Genomic DNA, 17,569 nt, shown 5'->3' with positions numbered 1-17,569 from the left:
GGTCAGGCATCGCCCGGCACATGCTCCGGTCCGCGCGTGCGCCGGTGTTCGATCCAGGCCCAGATATGCGGGCCGACGAGACCGATTAAGGCGAGCGAAAGAAGCGTCAGCGACAGCGGGTGCCGGTAGAACACCGTCCAGTCGCCATTGGCGATCGTCATCGCGCGGCGGAACTGCGTCTCGGCGAGCGGGCCGAGGATCATGCCGATGATGACGGGCGCGGTCGGAAAGTCGAAGCGCCGCATCAAGAAACCCGCCGCACCCAGCAGATAGAGGATGACGAGGTCGATCGGCGACTGCGAGATGCCGTAGGTGCCGACGGTGGCGAACACCAGGATGCCGGCATAGAGCTGCGGCGCCGGGATTTTCAGCAGACGCACCCACAGGCCGATCAGCGGCAGGTTGAGGATGACAAGGATGACATTGGCAATGAACAGGCTGGCGATCAGGCCCCAGACGAGGTTGGCCTGCGTCGTCAACAGCAGCGGCCCGGGATTGATGCCGTAGCTCTGGAAGGCCGACAGCATGATCGCCGCCGTCGCCGAGGTCGGCAGGCCGAGTGTGAGCATCGGCACCAGCACGCCGGCGGCGGACGCGTTGTTGGCGGCCTCCGGCCCGGCGACGCCTTCGATTGCGCCGACCGTGCCGAACTCCTCTTTGTGCCTGGAGAGCTTCTTCTCGATGGCGTAGGAGAGGAAGGTCGGGATTTCGGCGCCGCCGGCCGGCATCGCGCCGATCGGGAAGCCGATCGCGGCACCCCTGAGCCACGGCTTCCACGAGCGTGCCCATTCGGCCGCCGTCATGTAGAGCGAGCCCTTCAGCGGCACGATCTCGTCCTTGCCGGCATAGCGCCGCGAGGCCATGTAGAGCGTCTCGCCGACCGCGAAGAGGCCGACCGCGACGACGATGACATCGACGCCGTCGAGTAGTTCACCCATGCCGAAGGTAAAGCGCGGCTGCCCGGTCTGCAGGTCGACGCCGATCATGCCGATGACGAAGCCGACGAACAGGCTGGTGAGCCCGCGCACCGAAGACGAGCCGAGCACCGCCGAAACGGTGATGAAGGCGAGCACCATCAGCGAGAAATATTCCGCCGGACCGAAGGCCAGCGCGAATTTGACCACGATCGGCGCCAGGAAGGCGACGCCCAGCGTGCCGATGGTGCCGGCCACGAACGAGCCGATCGCGGAGGTCGCGAGCGCCGCGCCACCGCGGCCCGAGCGCGCCATCCGGTTGCCCTCGAGCGCGGTGACGATGGTGGCGCTTTCGCCGGGTGTGTTGAGCAGGATCGACGTCGTCGAGCCGCCATACATGGCGCCGTAATAGATGCCGGCAAACAGGATGAAGGAAGCTTCCGGCGCCACCTGGTAGGTGATCGGCAAAAGCAACGCGATCGTCAGCGCCGGCCCGAGGCCGGGCAGCACGCCGATCGCGGTTCCGAGCGTCGTGCCGAGCAGGCACCACAACAGATTGGTCGGCGTGAAGGCGACCGCGAATCCGTGCGCGAGATAACCGAGCGTGTCCATCGTCTCAGCCTTTCCCGATACCGAGGACGGCGTTGATCAGCACATTGAGCTGGTTCTCGATCAGGCCGGCGCCGATGTTGACGCCGAGCGCCCTGGCGAAGCCGAAATAGGCCGCTAGCGCAAGCACCAAGCCGAGCAATGCATCGCGCAGCGGATGCCGGCTGCCGAAGCCGAAGCAGACCAGCACGAACATGACCACCGAGGCGACGGTGAAGCCGAGCGGCTGGATGAGCAGAAGATTGGCGACGAGGCCGGCGACCACCAGGCCCATCGCCTTCCAGTCGGTCGGCGTTTCCTTTTCTTCCTCGGGCTGCCAGCCGCCGCGCAGGGCGGCAACGATGAGCAGCAGGGAAAGCACGATCATCCCGGCCATGGTGATATAGGGAAAGACCCTCGGGCCGACCTTGGAATAGAGCGGCGATACCGGGATCGCCAGGGTCTGCCAGGCAACGGCGCCGGCGCAGGCGAGGAGCCCGACGCCGATCAACAATTCGGGTACGCCAAGGCGCGGCGGTGACGCCTGCTGGTCGCTGGTGCTCATGATCTCCTCCCCGGATGGCCGGCCTTCCACTACCGGCATCGCCGCAGTTTCATTCCTGAACCGCCGCATGTCCACGCTGTCTCGAAGGAGGCTATGCGGCTTCCCTCGAGATCAGGCGGAAACCGGCTCAGGCGAGGCCGAGATCCTTGAGGATGGCGCCGATGCGGGCCGTGTCTTCGGTGACGAATTTGGCGTAGTCGTCGCCGGTCAGCAGGATCGGCGTCCAGTTGCGGTTCTTGCACTCGGTCGCCCAGGCATCGCTCTTGGCCATGGCCTCGACCAGCTTGATCATCGCCGCCTTGTCGTCGTCGGAGACGCCGGGCGGGGCGAAGACGCCGCGCCAGTTGAACAGCTCGACATCGATGCCGGCTTCTTTCAGCGTCGGCGCATCGATACCTTCCTGCCGTTTGTCGGACGAGATCGCCAGCAACCTGAGCGCGCCCGCCTTGACCTGCTCTGAGAACTCGCCATAGCCGGAGATGCCGGCCGCGACCTGGTTGCCGAGCAGCGCCGACAGCGCCTCGCCGCCGCCGGCGAAAGGCACATAGGACAGGTTGGCGGCAGGCACGCCGGCCGTCTTGGCGATCAGGCCGAACAGGATGTGGTCGGAGCCGCCGGCCGAACCGCCGGCCACTGGAACCTTCGTCGGATCCTCCTTGAGCGCCGCGACGAAATCATTAGCCGTCTTGAACGGCGAGGCAGCCGGCACTACCAGCGCTTCGAACTCGCCGGTGAGGCGCGCGATCGGCGTCACTTCGGTGAGATTGTTGGCCGCCTTGTTGGCGATGATGGCGCCGACCATGACCATGCCGGCAACCATCAGGGAATTGCCCTTGCCCTTCCACTGGTTGACGAATTGCGGCAGGCCGACCGTGCCGCCGGCGCCGCCGACATTGGTGATCTGCGAGCCGGAGATCAGTTTTTCGGAGCGCAGCACCTGGTCGATCGTGCGCGCGGTCTGGTCCCAGCCGCCGCCGGGTGCCGCCGGCACGAAGATCTGGATCTGCGGGGTATCCTGCGCAAAGGCGGGTGCGAAATGCAAAGCGGCGAAACCGGCAGCACCGGCCGCTGCGGTGGTCGTCAAGAATCTGCGTCTGTTCAGCATGGGATTCCTCCAAATCACGACACCTCCTCCGGTGCCTGCCAAGACGTGGCCTGAATTAAGACCCGCATTCGAGTTCAAGCATTTGTTACCGCGTTCTGTCAACGGGAATGCCATTCTGCTGGACAGAACACATGAGACCGGACTAAATCCGCATGTCCGGGATCATTCCCGGATAGGGCGACCACGATGAAAATGACAGACACACCTCCAAGCCAGGCCCCGGCCGATGGCGTTGCCGCGCTCGACCGCGCGATCGCCATCCTCGACGCGTTCACCATTGCCGACCGGTCGCTCGGCCTCGCCGAGATCGCGGCCCGAACCGGCCTCTACAAGAGCACGATCCTGCGGCTGGCCAACTCGCTGATGCGGGGGCAATTGCTGGAACGGCTCGAAGACGGACGCTACCGTATCGGACCGGCCACCTTCAGGCTCGGCGCGCTCTACCAGCGCTCGGTCGTGGCGATGGATATCCTGTTGCCGATCATGCGCGATCTCTCCGAACGGAGCTGGGAAAGCGTTGCCTTCTACGTCCGCTCGGGCGACGTGCGCACCTGTCTCTACCGGGTCGAGTCCAAGCACCCGATCCGCTACACGATACGTGAAGGCGACGTGCTGCCTTTGCTGGTGGGCTCCGGCGGCCGGGTGCTTGCAGCCTTCTCGGGTGAGCAGGGCGAGCCTTACGAGACGATCCGGAAAACCTATAACTGCATTTCGATCGGCGACCGCGATCCGCAGACGGCCGGCATCTCCGCCCCTGTGTTCGGACCTGGGCAGACACTGCTCGGCGCGCTGACGCTCGCCGGGCCGAGCACGCGGGTCGACGCCGCCTTCCTCACGCGCATGAAGCGCCCGCTGCTCGAAGCAGCCGCCCGCGCCACCCGCGCCTTCGGCGAGGACGCATCCATGCTGGATGCGGCAAGCCTGGACACGCCGGCCAAAACCACGACAGAGGCGCGTCGTGGAGAAGACCGAAATGGAATATCCGGCACGCAACATGCCGATGTCGCCGCGCTTGGGGCGGGTGGACGCTCAAGCGACGGTTAGCTCTTGCCAATCGCGTCCCTTGGCAGCAATCTCGGCTCAAAGAGCCGCCCGTCGGCGCGATAGGGTTTGCCATGACCCGCGATCAGATGCTCGCCCATCTCCGATCCGCCGACGCCGCCGCGCGCGAGGCGGCCGCACACGGGCATCATCCGTTCGGTGCGGTGCTGGTCGGCCCCGACGACACGATCCTCATGCGCCAAGGCAATATCGACACCGTGCATCACGCCGAGACCGAACTTGCGCGACGCGCGGCGGCTGCCTATTCGCCGCAGTTTCTGTGGACCTGCACGCTGGTCTCAACCGGCGAGCCCTGCGCGATGTGCACCGGAACGCTCTATTGGGCGAATATCGGCCGGCTGGTCTACGGCTTCGAGGAGACCGAGCTTCTCGCGCTTACCGGGGATCACGCGGCGAATCCGACGATGAGCCTTTCTTCGCGCACCGTTCTCGACTCCGGCCAGAAAAAGATCGAGGTCTTTGGCCCCTTTCCCGAAATCGCGGGCGAGCTGCTCGCACCGCACCGCGATTTCTGGAAGCGCTGAGGCACGGGACGGCGTCCGCAACGATGCCGTGACGAGAACCGTCCTGCCGCTCCACGCTTCCGCCCGCTCCACTCTTCCGCCCGCTCCACTCTTCCGCCCGCTCCACTCTTCCGCTTGACTCACCCATATCTGAATGGTTATAGGTCAATCAATAGCCAACGGGTTATTGATTGGAATGACCGCCGCGCACGATATGCTCTTCCGAACGCTTGCCGATCCGACAAGGCGCGCCATTTTTGAGCGTCTGTGCCGTCAAGGCGAGCAGACGGTCGGCGCGCTGACGGCCGAGGCCGGTGTCTCGCAGCCGGCGGTGTCGAAGCATCTTGGCCTTCTCAAGGAAGCCGGGCTGGTGCGCGATCGCCATGAGGGCCGGCAGACCCACTACAGCGCGCAGCTTGGCGCGCTGGCGCCGCTGATGGACTGGACTCGCGAGATGGCAGGCTTCTGGGAGAGCCGGTTCGATGATCTCGAGGATCTGCTGAAGAGGATGGATCAATGAACGATATGCCGGCCGGAACGCGCTCCGTCGTCGTCGAGCGCGAGATTCCCTATCCGCCGGAAAAGATCTGGCGGGCGCTGACCCAACCGCATCTCATCGAGGAGTGGCTGATGAAGAACAACTTCAAGCCGGTCGTGGACCATCGTTTCGAGCTGAGCGCGGACTGGGGCGGCGTCGAGTGCCAGGTCCAGACCGTCGAGCCCAACAAGACGCTGTCCTACACCTGGGACACCAAGGATCTGGAGAGCGTCGTCACCTGGACGCTCACCGCGACAAGCACAGGCACGCATTTGCGCATGGAGCAGACGGGCTTCCGGACTGACCAGGAGCCGTACTACCGGGGCGCCATTGTGGGCTGGAAGAAGTTCCTTACAGCCCTGGAAGAGGTCCTGGCGCGGATCGACTGAGGTCCCGCCGAAGGGGTTCAAAAAAGCGGAAGCTGTTGGCGGGTGGCAACCTGCAGGCGCGAGCAATGGAGACATGCCATGAAGATCAAGCTGACGAGTATCTATGTCGATGACCAGGAGAAGGCTCTTGGCTTCTACACGGACGTGCTGGGCTTCACCAAGAAAGCCGATTTCACCAACGGACCGTTTCGCTGGCTCACAGTCGCCTCGCCGGAAGACCCGGACGGCGCCGAGCTGCAGCTGGCGCTGAACGACAATCCGGCGGCCAGGACCTACCAGCAGGCCATCTTCAAGCAGGGCCAGCCGGCGCTCATGCTGTTCACCGACGACATCAAGGGCGACCACGAGCGCATCGCGGCAAATGGCGGCAGCTTCGCCATGGCGCCGACCGAGGTGACCGGCTCGACCATCGCGCAGCTCAACGACACCTGCGGCAATCTCATCCAGATCACGCAGCTGGCGCGCTGGTAAGGCAGGCGTTTCATTCGTTCGTGCAGAGGAGGTAGCATTGGACTGGAGCAAGTGTATCAGGCAGTTGCATCGCTGGCTGTCGATCGTCTTTACCGTGACCGTCATCGCCAACTTCGTCGCCATGGCATTGGGCGAGCCTCCCGCCTTGGTGGTCTATTCGCCGCTCCTGCCGCTTTTCCTGCTGCTGTTCAGCGGCCTTTATATGTTCGTGCTGCCCTATGCCGCACGATGGCGTGGCGCGCGCGAGCGGGTGGAGTCGGCCTGATGGCGAAGGCGAAATCGCCGAAAGTTGCCGCCGGGCCCACGGACGCGAAACCCATCTTGCTTTCAGGCGGCAACCCGCAGATCGCCAAGGGCTATGGCGACGCTCCGGTCCAAGCCTATCTTCATATCCATGAGGATGACCGGCTCGATGAAGCGCAGTTCGTCTCGTGGGTGAAACAGGCAAGCCAATTGCCTGGCGAACGAACGTAGGCGCACTATCGATCGAGCGCGGTTCGCCTGAAAAGCCATCATGGCGATCGTGTCCAGCACTGGGGAGAACAGACATGGAGAAAAGCGGCATGCAGGAAAGCAAATCTCCTTCCGAGCTGATCGATGGGCGTATCGCGGAATTGGGCGATTGGCGGGGCGAGGTGCTCGGCCGCCTCCGCGCCCTGATCAGAGAGGCCGATCCGGAAGTCACCGAGGAGTGGAAGTGGCGCGGTGTGCCCGTCTGGGAGGACGCCGGGATGATCTGCACCGGCGAGACCTACAAGGCGGTCGTCAAGCTGACCTTCGCCAAGGGCGCGGCGCTGCCCGATCCCTCACGCCTCTTCAACTCCAGCCTCGAAGGCAACACAAGGCGCGCCATCGATTTTCGCGAAGGCGAGGAGATCGACGAGGGAGCGCTCAAGGCTCTCGTCCGCGCCGCCGCAGCCCTGAACAGGTCCAAGGCCAAGCGCTGATCAACCGAGATTGCCTCCGGCCTGCCGCTCCAGCAGAATCGTCGGCTTGTCGTGATAGGTTGTCCGCAGGATTTCGCGATAGCCGTTCTTCTCAGCCACCTTGAGCGAAGCGCCATTGTCGGGATCGATGATGCAGACGGTCCTGGCTCGCCCGAACACCGCGTCCCCCCAGGCGACGATGCGCCCGACGACTTCGCTCGCAAGTCCCTGGCCATGCGCGACCGAAGCCAGCGCCCAGCCGGCCTCCGGCACACCTTCGATCGAGGGCTCGATCTCGCGCTTCAGATCATGGAACCCGGCCTCGCCGATGAATCGGCCCGTCGCCTTGTCCTCGATCGCCCAGAATCCATAACCAAGCAGCGACCAGAGCCCGGCGTGGCGCAGGAAGCGCATCCAGCTTTCCTCGCGGGTGCGCGGCTTGCCGCCGATGAAACGGGTGACGCCGGGGTCCGCCCACATGGCGATATAGGTTTCGAAATCGTCGAGCCGGTGCGGCCGCAGGACGGTCCGCGCCGTCTCCAGGATCGGCACGCCGGCTTCCCTTCCAATGCTCATGGCATTCACCTCTGTTGAGGCGGAAGCGCTTAGCAAACCAGCATGTTCGAACAAGGGCCAGGATGACCGGAGCCATCTTCCAGAGGCAAACGAGGTGACAGACAGGCAAAACGCCGGAGGACCGGCTTCAGCCGTGCCAGGCCATGTTCATATAGACGCTGCCGAGCGCCAGTTCGTCGAGCATCTGGTTAAGCCGCTTCCGCCTCGTTTCAGGGCGTTTGGCGCGGACGATCCAGCCAAGATAGTCGTTCCGCTGATAGTCCGGCCGCGCATCATAGGCGGCCATCAGTCCCCGTTCCGCGAGTACGGCTCGAACGTCTTCAGGCATCGGATTGAGGGCACGCTTCAGTCGGCTCATGGTTCCAAGCAATAGACTGCCGGCAGGTGGCGTCAACGACGCTTATGGTTAGCTTGCGCATATGGGATTTTGCCTCGCGATGCTACTCTGCAACTGCTGAAAACTGATTCAACACTCGCGCTCTTCGATCGAAGGAAGAAACATGGACACCACCGACCTTCTGCTGGCGATCGCCCATCACCTTCTGGTGTTCTCGCTGGCCGGCATCATCGGCGCCGAGTTCGTGCTGGTGCGCGGCGACCTGGGGGCGGCGACGCTCAAGCGCCTTGCGGGCATCGACCGCCCCTACGGCATCATCGCCGCGCTGATCGTCATCATCGGCGTCTGCCGGGTGTTCCTCGGGCTGAAAGGCTGGGAATTCTACGTCTACAACTGGGTGTTCTGGGCAAAGATGGCGGCCTTCATCATCGTCGGCCTGCTGTCGATCATCCCCACGATGCGCTTCATCTCCTGGAGCAGGCAGGCGAGCGGCAATCCCTCTTTCTCGGTGCCGGCGGCTGAACTCGCCTCGGTGAGGAACTATGTCCGCGCCGAGGGCTTCATCTTCCTGCTCATCCCTGTCTTTGCCGCGGCGATGGCGCGGGGCTACGGTTACTGAGCAATTCCAGGAAAAGCGGTCCGGAATTGCGAAAAGACAAAGACTCTAGACCTCTGCGGGAAAGGCCTCCCTCAAGGGGGCGATGGGCACCAGCGGCGCCGGCACGTCGGTGGTCTTTTCCTTGGACTTGCAGATGTCGGCGATAACACAGGCCGGGCAGTCGGGCTTGCGCGCCTTGCAGACATATCGGCCGTGCAGGATCAGCCAGTGATGCGCGTGGCGCATATATTCGGCCGGGATGACCTTCAAGAGCCCCTGCTCGACCTGTTCCGGCGTTTTGCCGGGCGCCAGCCCGATCCGATTGCCGATGCGGAAGATATGCGTGTCGACCGCCATCGTATGCTGGCCGAAGGCGACGTTGAGCACGACATTGGCGGTCTTGCGCCCCACGCCCGGTAGCTTGACCAGTTCGTCGCGGTCCTCCGGCACCTTGCCGGCATGGTCGTCGATCAGCGCCTTGGAGAGCGCAATGACGTTCTTGGTCTTATTGCGCCAAAGCCCGATGGTGCGGATATAGTCGCCGATCTTGGTTTCGCCGAGCGCCAGCATGTTCTGCGGCGTGTCGGCCACCGCAAACAGCTGCTTCGTCGCCTTGTTGACGCCGGCGTCGGTCGCCTGCGCCGACAGCACCACCGCGATCAAGAGCGTGAAGGGATTGATGTAGTCGAGTTCGCCCTTCGGCTCGGGCCGTTGCACGGAAAAACGTCGGAAAATCTCATGCACCTCGGCGGGTGTGTAGAGCGAGCGCGATCCGCCCTGCCGGGAAGGCGTCCTTGCTTTCGCATCGCCGCCTGAGGCGGAGGCTGATGGCTTTTTGACGGGTGAGGAATTTTTGGACTTGGGCGGCGCCATTCCCTCCCTATAATATCTCCCCATGAGCGACACAAACGCCTCGTTCGAAGCCGACGAGCCATTTTTTCAAGCCCTGCTGACGCCGCATCGTTCCCTCGGCCGGACCGGCTTTCTGATATTGATGTGCGCGCTCATGTTCGGCTGGGCGGTCACCGGGGCGATCTTCCTGGCGCATGGTGCATGGCCGGTCTTCGGCTTCTTCGGGCTGGACGTGGTCGCCGTCTACATCGCCTTCCGCGTCAACTATCGGGCGGCCCGTGCGCGTGAAGAAATATCGGTTTCTCGCACCAGCCTCGACATCCGCAAGACGGCGCCGTCGGGCCGCTTCGAGGATCATCGCTTCAACCCGTTCTGGGCGCGGTTTTCGATCGCCCGGCATGCCGAGATAGGCATCACCAAAATGGCCGTCGAGGCGCAAGGCAGAAGCGTTTCGATCGGGTCTTTCCTGGACCCCGACTCCCGCGAAAGTTTTGCGACCGCCTTTTCGCGCGCACTGGCGACCGCCAGGGCGCGCTGAACCACCGCGCGTCAGAAGCGATAGCGCAACAGCCGGCCGATCTTGCGCAGCGCCGGAATGTGTTTCCAGAGGCGGACAAACAGTTTCGCGCGAAGGCGCATGCGCGCGCCATGCTCCGGCTTGTAGGCCGAAACCTCCTCGACGAACCGCAGCTTCGGAACGGCTCGCTCCAGTTCGCGCGGGTCCGCGATCGCCCAGTGAACTTCGGCGCCGGTCGCCTTGACGGCCGGATTGAGGCGAACCAGCGCCAGGCCGAAACGGCTGTAGGCGTCGAACATCAACTCGCCGGCGGCAAGATGCGAAACAAGCCGCGAAAACAGACGCGGCCCCTCGTCGGCCGCGAGATAAGGCGTCAGTCCTTCCGCCACGACGATCGCCGAGCGATTGCGGGGTACGTCAGCCAGCCAATCCGGTTCGGTCACCGATGAAGCGATGAGGTGATAGTGGTCCCTGGACGGGTATAGCTTGCGTCTCAACGCGATGACGTCCGGGTAGTCGACGTCGAACCAGTCCACGCCTTGTGGCGGATCGACACGAAAAACGCGCGTATCGAGCCCGCACCCCAGATGCAGCACGATCGCATCGGGATTTCTGGCGATGAAGTCCTGAACGGCGACATCCAGCGTCTTGGCCCTGATGGCAAAGCCGAGGCCGAGATTGCCGTCGACCATGAGCCTGGAAAAATCATAATCGATCTTGCGCACCGCCGCGTCGGCGAAGTGGTCCCTGAGCAGCGAATGAGGCAGCCTGCTCTCCAGCGCCTTGCCGTAGAGCGTCATCAGCAGGGTCTCCCTCGCCCCGGTCAGGCTTATCTTTTCGCCGGCCATGCTTGTCCCCTTCATATGAAGCCAGCTCTATCTGGGTATGGGCGGCGGGAAGGCAAGTTTCGGGTGGTGGCAAAGCACTGGAAGAACGATATTCGCGGTCAAGGAGATATTGCCATGAACGCCCAGATGACCATGAATACCCTGATGAAACCGTCCGCGATCCTGCAAAACGACGTCACTCCTGAGGGCAGCGACTACGAAGTGGTTCGCCGCGCCATCGAAAAGATCAGCCTCGACTATCGCGACCAGCCCTCGCTGGAGGTCCTGGCCGAGGCCGTCGGCGAGACGCCCACCGGCCTGCAGAAACTGTTCACGCGCTGGGCCGGCCTGTCGCCCAAGGCCTTCCTGCAGGCGGTCACGCTGGACCATGCCCGCAAGCTGCTCGATTCCGGCATGCCGCTGCTGGAAACCTCTTTCGAGCTCGGCATGTCTGGCCCAGGCCGGCTGCATGACCTCTTCGTCACCCACGAGGCGATGTCGCCCGGCGACTACAAAACCCGCGGCGCCGGCCTCACCATCCGCTACGGCTACCACATCTCGCCCTTCGGCATCGCCCTGGTCATGGTCACCGACCGCGGACTGGCCGGCCTCGCCTTCTGCGATGCCGGCGGCGAGCGGGCCGCCTTTGCCGACATGTCCGGCCGCTGGCCGAACGCCAACTATGTCGAGGACATGTCGGCCACCCAGCCCTATGCCGCGCGCGTCTTCGATCCGACGCTCTGGCGTGCCGACCAGCCGCTGCGCGTGGTGATGATCGGCACGGACTTCCAGTTGCGTGTCTGGGAGGCGCTGCTGCGCATCCCGATGGGCAGGGCCTGCACGTATTCCTCGATCGCGGCAAGCATCGGTGCGCCGAGCGCAAGCCGGGCTGTCGGCGCGGCGGTCGGCGCCAATCCGATGTCCTTCGTGGTTCCTTGCCACCGCGCGCTCGGCAAGTCCGGTGCCCTCACCGGCTACCATTGGGGGCTGACGCGCAAGCGCGCCATCCTCGGTTGGGAAGCGGGACAAGTGGCGTCCTGAACCTCGATTTTTCTGCGCGCCGTTGCAAAAAAGCGCGAGCCACAATATAAAAAAGTATAACTGAAACAAAATCTCCAAATATCTGCAAAATACAACCGGCGGCAACCTCTGGTTTCGCCGGTTGTATTACAAGTTGCTTTCCGTTGTTATTTCAGTTAACGCTAAATTTACCACGATAAAGGGATGATGCCCTCGAAACTGAGCCGGCCATTCGGCTCGAAAGAGGGGTCTCGATGAAATTCCTGCGCGCCGCAATGGCCGCAAGCCTGCTGGCCGCCTGCGCTGGCCAGACGGCATCGGCCGCCACTGGAAATGTCCTCTTCAACGGCACCATCACCGCCACCTGCACACTGACCGTCAATTCCAACGGCACCATGACCGTCAGCAGCAACCTGCAATCGCTGAGTTCCCACAATGCGGGCGGTTCGGCCGGCAGCGTCCAGGTCGACACGACGGGCGGCGTTTCGTTGAGCGTGGACCCGGTGACCGTCACCACCGTGCCGGCGAGCGACGTCACAGCCACCACCTGGACACCGACCTTCGCCACTTCCGGCGCGCAGACGATTGCCGAAACCGGCACGGCAACGCCGCTCACCGTGCCCGGCACGTCGACGGCCGCGATCAACCTTACCGGCACCAAGGGCGGCACCAATCGCTTCTCGGCCGGCGGCTACCAGGCGACCGTGACGGTGCGCTGCGAATAACTCTCTCGCGAATGGAGCGGTCGTTGACAAAGGTTCGGATCTTCGTGGCAGCGCTGGCGGCAAGCCTTGCTCCCCTTGCGGCGACGGCCCAGTCGATGACGCCCATGCGCGGCGAGGTGAGAGCCTTCGCCGACGCCTTCGCCGTGCGGATCTTTCCGGGCAACCCTTATGACCAACGCATCCGGGTCGAGGTTCATGTCTACGACCAGGACTTCCAGCCGATCGATGCCGAGATATCGCCGCGCGCCTTTCTCCTTGCCGGACAGGCATCACGTCCGGTTCTCGTGGTCGTCCCGTTCGACGGCGCGACCGATCGCAAAGTGCGTATCTGTACCGAGAGTATCCCCTTTCCAGGCGAGCAGACGCAGATAAGGGCACAGATATGCGGAAAGTTTTTCGGACATCGCAGGTTCTGACCCTTTCGTTGCTGACCACCCTGGCGGTCGTCAGTCATGGGTTTGCAGAGGATATCCTGAACCTGAACCAGAACCAGACGGGTTTCAGCTTGCCCGGTGTCGTCCTGCCCCAGGGGCAGGACGAGGTTCATGCCAGCGACGGCACGACCTGCCGCTCAGCCGTTTCCGGCAGCGGTGCCTATCTCGATGTCGGTGTCATCCGGGGCAACAACACCAGCAGCCAGTCGAACAGCGACATCGCCACATATGGGCGCGTGGTGATCCCAATCGGGCGGACGCCCAAGCGCCTGGACTGCAGCCGCCTCTACGAGCTCGAGGTCGAGCGCCTGCAGATGGAGTTGCGGCTCCTGAAGATGGGACTGGCCCCAGACGGCCAGATCACCGGGAGCGTGGCCGCCGCGGCTCCCTCGGGCACGCCACCGGCATGGGCCAACGAAGGCTGGAGCATCAGAGGCGGAACCGACGGTGCCAAGTGAAAGAAAAAGAACTAGCCGCGCGCTGCTTGTCGCAGCCGCGCTCGCCGCTTTCGGCGTGCCCGCGCAGGCCGCGATCGTCGGCACCTGCACGATCATGATCGGCAGTTCGGGAACGATGAAGGCGAACCCGGCGATCAACATATTCGGCTCCAGGCAGGCGGGCGGATCGAGCGCCACCGCCACCATCACCGCAAGTTCGCTGCTCTGCACCTTGCTCAACCTGCTCGACTGCTATTCGGTCTCGGCACCGGCGCCGATCGCCTTCACTTCCGCGCCGAGCGGCGGCGATACCAACGTCACTTTTGACACTGTCTTCCGCCTCGATGGCTCCGGGCTCGACATTCCCGGAAGTTCGCCGCAACGGGTGACCAACGGAACCCACTCCGTCCAGGTCGACCTCACCGCGACGAAATCGCCCGGCGTCTTCCCGGCGGGCAATTATCAAGGCACGGTCACCGTGCGCTGCGAATGATGCTGTGGGCCGCCGGCGCGAACAACCGACATGATCTGGCAACTGGCGGTCTTTGCGGCTAGCCTCTCGCGCAATCAATTGCGTAAAAGCAAGGACTTGGAGCGCATCGGCCTTCGATCGAAGGCTCACCCGCTCCGCCAGGAGGCGTTTCTTGATCATCATCGTCGGCTCGATCAATCTCGACCTGATCGCCAATGTAGACCGCTTGCCGGAGCCCGGCGAGACGGTCCGCGGCTCCGGCTTTGCCACCGCTCCCGGCGGCAAGGGCGCCAACCAGGCGCTGGCCGCCGCCCGCGCCGGCGCCCAAGTGCGCATGGTGGGGGCCGTCGGCAAGGATAGCTTTGCCGGGGATGCACTGGCGTTGCTCAAGGCCGGCAATGTCGATCTTTCCGGCGTCGGCGAGAGCTTCGCCTCGACCGGCACGGCGCTGATCCTGGTCGGCGCCGACGGCGAGAACGTGATCGCGGTGGTGCCGGGCGCCAATGATTCCGTGCTGCCCGGCGACATCGCCAAGGCCCATCTGAAGAAGGGTGATGTCGTGCTGCTGCAGCACGAGATCCCGCTGCAGACGGTCGAGGCCGCGCTCGATGGCGCGCGCGAGGCAGGCGCCGTCAGTGTGCTCAACACCGCGCCTTTCCGCGCCGAGGCCGCAGGCCTTGTCGGCAAGGCCGACTACGCCGTCGCCAACGAGACCGAGTTCGACCTCTATGGCGAAGCGCTGGCGCTGTCCGGGCGCGACCGGCAGGCGCGGATGCGCGACTATGCCCAAAAGACCGGCCGCGCCATCGTCGTCACGCTCGGCGGCGATGGCGTGCTGGCCGCCACTCCCGACGATTTCCTCACCGTCCCGGCGCTGAAGATCGTCCCGGTCGATACGGTCGGTGCCGGTGACACTTTTTGCGGCTATTTCGGCGCCGGCCTGTCGTCTGGCCTTTCGCTCGAACAGGCGCTCGCGCGCGCCGCCGCTGCGGGCTCGCTCGCCTGCCTGAAACCTGGCGCGCAGCCGGCGATCCCGCTGGCAAAGGACGTCGACGCCGCCTTGGCCGCGCGGTGACGGCGATGCGTCCTGTAACCAAGCATGCCGTGCCGCCGGCCGGCGACATCTGCCGCCTGTCCGCGATCGATCTTGCCCAAGCCATCCGGCAGCGGCGCCTTTCGGTGCGCGAAGTCGTCAATGCCTTTCTCGACCGCATCGAGGCCGTGAACCCGCTGGTCAACGCCATCGTATCGCTGCGCGAGCGCGCCGACATACTGGCCGAAGCCGACCGGGCCGATGCCCATCTGACGCAGGGCGACGCGACCGGATCGCTGTTCGGCCTGCCGATCGCCATCAAGGACCTGGCCCTGACCAAGGGCCTGAGGACGACCTTCGGCTCGCCGATCCTCGCCGATTTCGTCCCGCAGGAGGACGATTTCTTCGTCGAGCGCCTCCGCAAGGCCGGCGCCATCATCATCGGCAAGACCAATGTTCCGGAATTCGGCCTTGGCTCCAACACCTACAATCCTGTCTTCGGACCGACGCTCAACGCCTTCGATCCGGCGCTCACCGCCGGCGGCTCGAGCGGCGGCGCGGCGGTGGCGCTGGCGCTCGACTTGGTGCCTGTGGCCGACGGCAGCGACTTCGGCGGCTCGCTGCGCAATCCGGCGGCATACAACAACGTCTACGGCTTCCGCCCCTCGCAGGGGCTCGTGCCGGCCGGCCCCGACATCGATGTCTTCCACGCCCAGATGGGCGTCGAAGGGCCGATGGGCCGGAACGTCGCCGACATCGCGTTGCTGCTCGATGAGCAAGCCGGCTACCACCCGCACGCGCCGCTGTCGCATGACAAGCAGGGCTCATTTCTCGAAGGCTTGCGCATGAAGGCGACCGGCGGCCGGGTCGCCTGGCTCGGCAATCTCGGCGGCCACCTGCCGATGGAGCCTGGAATCCTCGAGCTGTGCGAGGCTGCCCTCGCCCGCTTTGCCGAGGCATCCTTCCATACCGAGGCTCTGGTGCCGGATTTCGACTTCGAAGCGCTGTGGCAGGCCTTCGCGACGCTGCGCCAGGCAAGCAGCGGCTGCGGGCTGAAGGTGCATTACGACGATCCGGAAAAGCACAAGCTGCTGAAGCCGGAAGCGGTTTGGGAAGTCGAGCAGGCGATGCGCCTCACGGCGCCGCAAGTCCATGCCGCCACGGTCCGGCGCTCCTCCTGGCACCGCGCGCTGCTGTCGCTGTTCGAGCGCTTCGACCTCATCGTGCTGCCAACCGCGCAGGTCTTTCCGTTCGACGTCGCCACCCACTGGCCGCGCGAGGTCGCGGGACGGCCCATGGACAGCTATCACCGCTGGATGCAGGTCTCCGCCTTTGCCACCTTGGGCGGTTGCCCGGCGCTCAATGTGCCGGTCGGCTTCGACGACAAGGGTCGGCCGATGGGCATGCAACTGATCGGCCGCCCGCGCGGCGACCTCGCGGTACTCAGAGCCGGCGCCGCTTATGAGGCGACGCTGCCCTGGCCAGCCGGGGCCGCCTGACGGGCCGCCCTGCCTTGCCAGCTTGCACCGACGCCAACTCCGTGCATTGATCGCGCTCCGCCCAAGTCGGCGCCATCCTGTTCGAGGAAGATCATGTCGCTGGAACTCTACGCCACCTATGTCGTCGCCTGCATCGTCATCATCCTGGTGCCCGGGCCCACGGTCACGCTGATCATCGCCAACAGCATGCGCCACGGCTCGCGCGCCGGACTTGCCAATGTTGCCGGCACCCAGGCCGGCCTCGCCATCATGATCGCCATTGTCGGCATCGGCCTCAACACGCTGATCGCCGGCATGGGCCACTGGTTCGAATGGGTCAGGCTGATCGGCGCCGTCTATCTGATCTGGATGGGCGTGCAGATGTTTCGCGCCAAGGGCACGCTGAACCCGGACGGCTCTGCGAGGAAGCCGCGCGGCGGCTTCTTCCTGCAGGGTTTCCTGATGGCGATCTCCAACCCGAAGACGCTTGTCTTCTTCGGCGCCTTCTTCCCGCAGTTCATCGCGCCGCAGGGCAATTACACGCTGCAGATCGTTGTCATGGGCCTTACCGCCATGATCTTCGCCGCCATGTCGGATTCGACCTACGCGCTTGCCGCCGGCCGCGCCGGTCGCATTCTGTCGGCCAGCCGCGTCAAGTTGATGTCGCGGATCAGCGGCAGCTTCCTGGTCGGTGGGGGGCTGTGGCTGGCGTTCTCGAAGGCGAAGTGATCGGCAACGCTCTAGACCCGTAATTCTTTTTAAGCACCCATTGAATAGTTGCGCTCTACCGCACAACTCTTCAGTATGAACAAGTCAAACGTTTCCTTCCGGAATCGCTTGCTTATTTGGCAATACGAGTACAGCGACGCCGTGATCGGCGCCGCTTTCTTCTGCGCATTTGCGCTGATGAAATCCATCGCGATCGTAGAGCTTCAAGCTAATCCGGTCATCGCCACTCAACGCGTGATGGGCGTGGTCGAATATGTCAGAGTGAAGCCTATCAATCCGTACGGCATGGTAGGTCATAATCTATACTACACCTACGATGTGCGCCTCGATGACGACAACACACGGATATCTGTCGACGACGATGTGAGGCGACCGCATCTGGTCGGCTCGGTCGTTCCCATTGAACGACAGCACGGCGCCGACACCTATCGACTACTCAACGGGTGACGGCGCGCGCTTGCCGGCGGTCTAAA

The 17,569-nt window shown here is 64.2% G+C and carries 26 protein-coding genes; 19 read left to right on the top strand and 7 right to left on the bottom strand.

Annotated features, from left to right (window positions below; translation table 11 throughout):
- Positions 1–2 precede the first annotated feature (2 nt).
- The 3 genes from AU465_RS20900 to AU465_RS20890 form a co-directional block, all read right to left on the bottom strand.
- Positions 3–1,526: a tripartite tricarboxylate transporter permease gene (locus AU465_RS20900; RefSeq protein WP_192252269.1), complete on the bottom strand. Its 1,524-nt coding sequence runs from the start codon at positions 1,524–1,526 to the stop codon at positions 3–5.
- 4 nt (positions 1,527–1,530) lie between these two features.
- The gene (locus AU465_RS20895; RefSeq protein WP_192252267.1) at positions 1,531–2,067 is read right to left on the bottom strand and encodes a tripartite tricarboxylate transporter TctB family protein; all 537 of its coding nucleotides are present in this window, start codon (positions 2,065–2,067) and stop codon (positions 1,531–1,533) included.
- A gap of 127 nt (positions 2,068–2,194) precedes the next feature.
- A complete protein-coding gene (locus tag AU465_RS20890; RefSeq protein WP_192252264.1) occupies positions 2,195–3,172 on the bottom strand; it encodes a Bug family tripartite tricarboxylate transporter substrate binding protein in 978 nt (325 codons plus the stop codon).
- A gap of 186 nt (positions 3,173–3,358) precedes the next feature.
- Between AU465_RS20890 and AU465_RS20885 the strand changes: the two genes are divergently transcribed.
- The 8 genes from AU465_RS20885 to AU465_RS20850 all read left to right on the top strand — a co-directional run bounded on the left by AU465_RS20885 (position 3,359) and on the right by AU465_RS20850 (position 7,082).
- A complete protein-coding gene (locus AU465_RS20885) occupies positions 3,359–4,216 on the top strand; it encodes an IclR family transcriptional regulator (RefSeq protein ID WP_246506294.1) in 858 nt (285 codons plus the stop codon).
- Positions 4,217–4,287: 71 nt separating this feature from the next.
- Complete coding sequence (locus AU465_RS20880) at positions 4,288–4,758, top strand: nucleoside deaminase (RefSeq protein WP_192252262.1); 471 nt, start codon at positions 4,288–4,290, stop codon at positions 4,756–4,758.
- A 175-nt stretch (positions 4,759–4,933) separates the two neighbouring features.
- On the top strand, positions 4,934–5,257 hold the full coding sequence (locus AU465_RS20875) for an ArsR/SmtB family transcription factor (protein ID WP_192252259.1): 324 nt from the start codon (positions 4,934–4,936) through the stop codon (positions 5,255–5,257).
- The gene (locus AU465_RS20870; protein ID WP_192252256.1) at positions 5,254–5,664 is read left to right on the top strand and encodes an SRPBCC family protein; all 411 of its coding nucleotides are present in this window, start codon (positions 5,254–5,256) and stop codon (positions 5,662–5,664) included. The genes AU465_RS20875 and AU465_RS20870 overlap by 4 nt, the downstream gene beginning before the upstream one ends.
- A gap of 78 nt (positions 5,665–5,742) precedes the next feature.
- The gene (locus AU465_RS20865) at positions 5,743–6,135 is read left to right on the top strand and encodes a VOC family protein (protein ID WP_192252253.1); all 393 of its coding nucleotides are present in this window, start codon (positions 5,743–5,745) and stop codon (positions 6,133–6,135) included.
- Between the two features lie 37 nt (positions 6,136–6,172).
- The gene (locus AU465_RS20860; protein ID WP_192252250.1) at positions 6,173–6,400 is read left to right on the top strand and encodes a hypothetical protein; all 228 of its coding nucleotides are present in this window, start codon (positions 6,173–6,175) and stop codon (positions 6,398–6,400) included.
- Positions 6,400–6,609, top strand: a complete 210-nt coding sequence (locus tag AU465_RS20855; protein ID WP_192252247.1) for a hypothetical protein — start codon at positions 6,400–6,402, stop codon at positions 6,607–6,609. Before AU465_RS20860 ends, AU465_RS20855 begins: the two co-directional genes overlap by 1 nt.
- A 74-nt stretch (positions 6,610–6,683) precedes the next feature.
- A complete protein-coding gene (locus AU465_RS20850; RefSeq protein WP_192252244.1) occupies positions 6,684–7,082 on the top strand; it encodes a DUF1801 domain-containing protein in 399 nt (132 codons plus the stop codon).
- On the opposite strand, the gene AU465_RS20845 is transcribed toward AU465_RS20850, so the two are convergent.
- Both AU465_RS20845 and AU465_RS20840 read right to left on the bottom strand, forming a co-directional pair.
- Positions 7,083–7,637, bottom strand: a complete 555-nt coding sequence (locus AU465_RS20845; RefSeq protein WP_192252241.1) for a GNAT family N-acetyltransferase — start codon at positions 7,635–7,637, stop codon at positions 7,083–7,085.
- A gap of 127 nt (positions 7,638–7,764) precedes the next feature.
- The gene (locus AU465_RS20840; protein ID WP_281396798.1) at positions 7,765–7,965 is read right to left on the bottom strand and encodes a YdeI/OmpD-associated family protein; all 201 of its coding nucleotides are present in this window, start codon (positions 7,963–7,965) and stop codon (positions 7,765–7,767) included.
- Between the two features lie 172 nt (positions 7,966–8,137).
- Here AU465_RS20840 and AU465_RS20835 point away from each other — a divergent pair, with 172 nt between their 5' ends.
- Positions 8,138–8,593: a DUF2214 family protein gene (locus AU465_RS20835; RefSeq protein WP_192252235.1), complete on the top strand. Its 456-nt coding sequence runs from the start codon at positions 8,138–8,140 to the stop codon at positions 8,591–8,593.
- Positions 8,594–8,638: 45 nt separating this feature from the next.
- Here AU465_RS20835 and nth read toward each other — a convergent pair whose 3' ends face one another.
- Positions 8,639–9,445 (bottom strand): endonuclease III, encoded by an 807-nt coding sequence (gene nth / locus AU465_RS20830; RefSeq protein ID WP_192252232.1) that lies wholly within the window; start codon positions 9,443–9,445, stop codon positions 8,639–8,641.
- 22 nt (positions 9,446–9,467) lie between these two features.
- Between nth and AU465_RS20825 the strand changes: the two genes are divergently transcribed.
- Positions 9,468–9,962, top strand: coding sequence for a DUF2244 domain-containing protein (locus tag AU465_RS20825; RefSeq protein ID WP_192252230.1), 495 nt, complete (start codon positions 9,468–9,470; stop codon positions 9,960–9,962).
- A gap of 11 nt (positions 9,963–9,973) precedes the next feature.
- On the opposite strand, the gene AU465_RS20820 is transcribed toward AU465_RS20825, so the two are convergent.
- The gene (locus AU465_RS20820; RefSeq protein ID WP_192252226.1) at positions 9,974–10,789 is read right to left on the bottom strand and encodes a class I SAM-dependent methyltransferase; all 816 of its coding nucleotides are present in this window, start codon (positions 10,787–10,789) and stop codon (positions 9,974–9,976) included.
- A gap of 114 nt (positions 10,790–10,903) precedes the next feature.
- Between AU465_RS20820 and AU465_RS20815 the strand changes: the two genes are divergently transcribed.
- From AU465_RS20815 to AU465_RS20775, 9 genes are all read left to right on the top strand, one after another.
- The gene (locus tag AU465_RS20815) at positions 10,904–11,809 is read left to right on the top strand and encodes a methylated-DNA--[protein]-cysteine S-methyltransferase (RefSeq protein WP_192252223.1); all 906 of its coding nucleotides are present in this window, start codon (positions 10,904–10,906) and stop codon (positions 11,807–11,809) included.
- 233 nt (positions 11,810–12,042) lie between these two features.
- On the top strand, positions 12,043–12,513 hold the full coding sequence (locus AU465_RS20810) for a hypothetical protein (RefSeq protein ID WP_192252220.1): 471 nt from the start codon (positions 12,043–12,045) through the stop codon (positions 12,511–12,513).
- An 11-nt stretch (positions 12,514–12,524) separates the two neighbouring features.
- Complete coding sequence (locus AU465_RS20805; RefSeq protein WP_192252217.1) at positions 12,525–12,929, top strand: PDZ domain-containing protein; 405 nt, start codon at positions 12,525–12,527, stop codon at positions 12,927–12,929.
- Positions 12,896–13,405, top strand: coding sequence for a hypothetical protein (locus AU465_RS20800; protein ID WP_192252214.1), 510 nt, complete (start codon positions 12,896–12,898; stop codon positions 13,403–13,405). Before AU465_RS20805 ends, AU465_RS20800 begins: the two co-directional genes overlap by 34 nt.
- The gene (locus AU465_RS20795) at positions 13,395–13,877 is read left to right on the top strand and encodes a hypothetical protein (protein WP_192252211.1); all 483 of its coding nucleotides are present in this window, start codon (positions 13,395–13,397) and stop codon (positions 13,875–13,877) included. Before AU465_RS20800 ends, AU465_RS20795 begins: the two co-directional genes overlap by 11 nt.
- Positions 13,878–14,028: 151 nt before the next feature.
- The gene (locus AU465_RS20790; RefSeq protein ID WP_192252208.1) at positions 14,029–14,931 is read left to right on the top strand and encodes a ribokinase; all 903 of its coding nucleotides are present in this window, start codon (positions 14,029–14,031) and stop codon (positions 14,929–14,931) included.
- 5 nt (positions 14,932–14,936) lie between these two features.
- On the top strand, positions 14,937–16,388 hold the full coding sequence (locus tag AU465_RS20785) for an amidase (RefSeq protein ID WP_192252205.1): 1,452 nt from the start codon (positions 14,937–14,939) through the stop codon (positions 16,386–16,388).
- 93 nt (positions 16,389–16,481) lie between these two features.
- The gene (locus tag AU465_RS20780; RefSeq protein WP_192252202.1) at positions 16,482–17,096 is read left to right on the top strand and encodes a LysE family translocator; all 615 of its coding nucleotides are present in this window, start codon (positions 16,482–16,484) and stop codon (positions 17,094–17,096) included.
- A gap of 75 nt (positions 17,097–17,171) precedes the next feature.
- The gene (locus AU465_RS20775; protein WP_192252199.1) at positions 17,172–17,543 is read left to right on the top strand and encodes a hypothetical protein; all 372 of its coding nucleotides are present in this window, start codon (positions 17,172–17,174) and stop codon (positions 17,541–17,543) included.
- Positions 17,544–17,569 lie beyond the last annotated feature (26 nt).

The sequence above is a fragment of the Mesorhizobium silamurunense genome, from assembly GCF_014843905.1.
Lineage (GTDB): Bacteria > Pseudomonadota > Alphaproteobacteria > Rhizobiales > Rhizobiaceae > Mesorhizobium > Mesorhizobium silamurunense.
The sequence above is the reverse complement of the archived record's forward strand: the minus strand, read 5'-3'. Positions and strand labels throughout refer to the sequence as shown.

Excerpts from the sequence above, each read along its gene's own strand:
- AU465_RS20900 (WP_192252269.1), bottom strand. The coding sequence starts at position 1,526 with ATGGACACGCTCGGTTATCTCGCGCACGGATTCGCGGTCGCCTTCACG.
- AU465_RS20895 (WP_192252267.1), bottom strand. The coding sequence starts at position 2,067 with ATGAGCACCAGCGACCAGCAGGCGTCACCGCCGCGCCTTGGCGTACCC.
- AU465_RS20890 (WP_192252264.1), bottom strand. The coding sequence starts at position 3,172 with ATGCTGAACAGACGCAGATTCTTGACGACCACCGCAGCGGCCGGTGCT.
- AU465_RS20885 (WP_246506294.1), top strand. The coding sequence starts at position 3,359 with ATGAAAATGACAGACACACCTCCAAGCCAGGCCCCGGCCGATGGCGTT.
- AU465_RS20880 (WP_192252262.1), top strand. The coding sequence starts at position 4,288 with ATGACCCGCGATCAGATGCTCGCCCATCTCCGATCCGCCGACGCCGCC.
- AU465_RS20875 (WP_192252259.1), top strand. The coding sequence starts at position 4,934 with ATGACCGCCGCGCACGATATGCTCTTCCGAACGCTTGCCGATCCGACA.
- AU465_RS20870 (WP_192252256.1), top strand. The coding sequence starts at position 5,254 with ATGAACGATATGCCGGCCGGAACGCGCTCCGTCGTCGTCGAGCGCGAG.
- AU465_RS20865 (WP_192252253.1), top strand. The coding sequence starts at position 5,743 with ATGAAGATCAAGCTGACGAGTATCTATGTCGATGACCAGGAGAAGGCT.
- AU465_RS20855 (WP_192252247.1), top strand. The coding sequence starts at position 6,400 with ATGGCGAAGGCGAAATCGCCGAAAGTTGCCGCCGGGCCCACGGACGCG.
- AU465_RS20850 (WP_192252244.1), top strand. The coding sequence starts at position 6,684 with ATGGAGAAAAGCGGCATGCAGGAAAGCAAATCTCCTTCCGAGCTGATC.
- AU465_RS20845 (WP_192252241.1), bottom strand. The coding sequence starts at position 7,637 with ATGAGCATTGGAAGGGAAGCCGGCGTGCCGATCCTGGAGACGGCGCGG.
- AU465_RS20840 (WP_281396798.1), bottom strand. The coding sequence starts at position 7,965 with ATGCCTGAAGACGTTCGAGCCGTACTCGCGGAACGGGGACTGATGGCC.
- AU465_RS20835 (WP_192252235.1), top strand. The coding sequence starts at position 8,138 with ATGGACACCACCGACCTTCTGCTGGCGATCGCCCATCACCTTCTGGTG.
- nth (WP_192252232.1), bottom strand. The coding sequence starts at position 9,445 with ATGGCGCCGCCCAAGTCCAAAAATTCCTCACCCGTCAAAAAGCCATCA.
- AU465_RS20825 (WP_192252230.1), top strand. The coding sequence starts at position 9,468 with ATGAGCGACACAAACGCCTCGTTCGAAGCCGACGAGCCATTTTTTCAA.
- AU465_RS20820 (WP_192252226.1), bottom strand. The coding sequence starts at position 10,789 with ATGGCCGGCGAAAAGATAAGCCTGACCGGGGCGAGGGAGACCCTGCTG.
- AU465_RS20815 (WP_192252223.1), top strand. The coding sequence starts at position 10,904 with ATGAACGCCCAGATGACCATGAATACCCTGATGAAACCGTCCGCGATC.
- AU465_RS20810 (WP_192252220.1), top strand. The coding sequence starts at position 12,043 with ATGAAATTCCTGCGCGCCGCAATGGCCGCAAGCCTGCTGGCCGCCTGC.
- AU465_RS20805 (WP_192252217.1), top strand. The coding sequence starts at position 12,525 with ATGGAGCGGTCGTTGACAAAGGTTCGGATCTTCGTGGCAGCGCTGGCG.
- AU465_RS20800 (WP_192252214.1), top strand. The coding sequence starts at position 12,896 with ATGCGGAAAGTTTTTCGGACATCGCAGGTTCTGACCCTTTCGTTGCTG.
- AU465_RS20785 (WP_192252205.1), top strand. The coding sequence starts at position 14,937 with ATGCGTCCTGTAACCAAGCATGCCGTGCCGCCGGCCGGCGACATCTGC.
- AU465_RS20780 (WP_192252202.1), top strand. The coding sequence starts at position 16,482 with ATGTCGCTGGAACTCTACGCCACCTATGTCGTCGCCTGCATCGTCATC.
- AU465_RS20775 (WP_192252199.1), top strand. The coding sequence starts at position 17,172 with ATGAACAAGTCAAACGTTTCCTTCCGGAATCGCTTGCTTATTTGGCAA.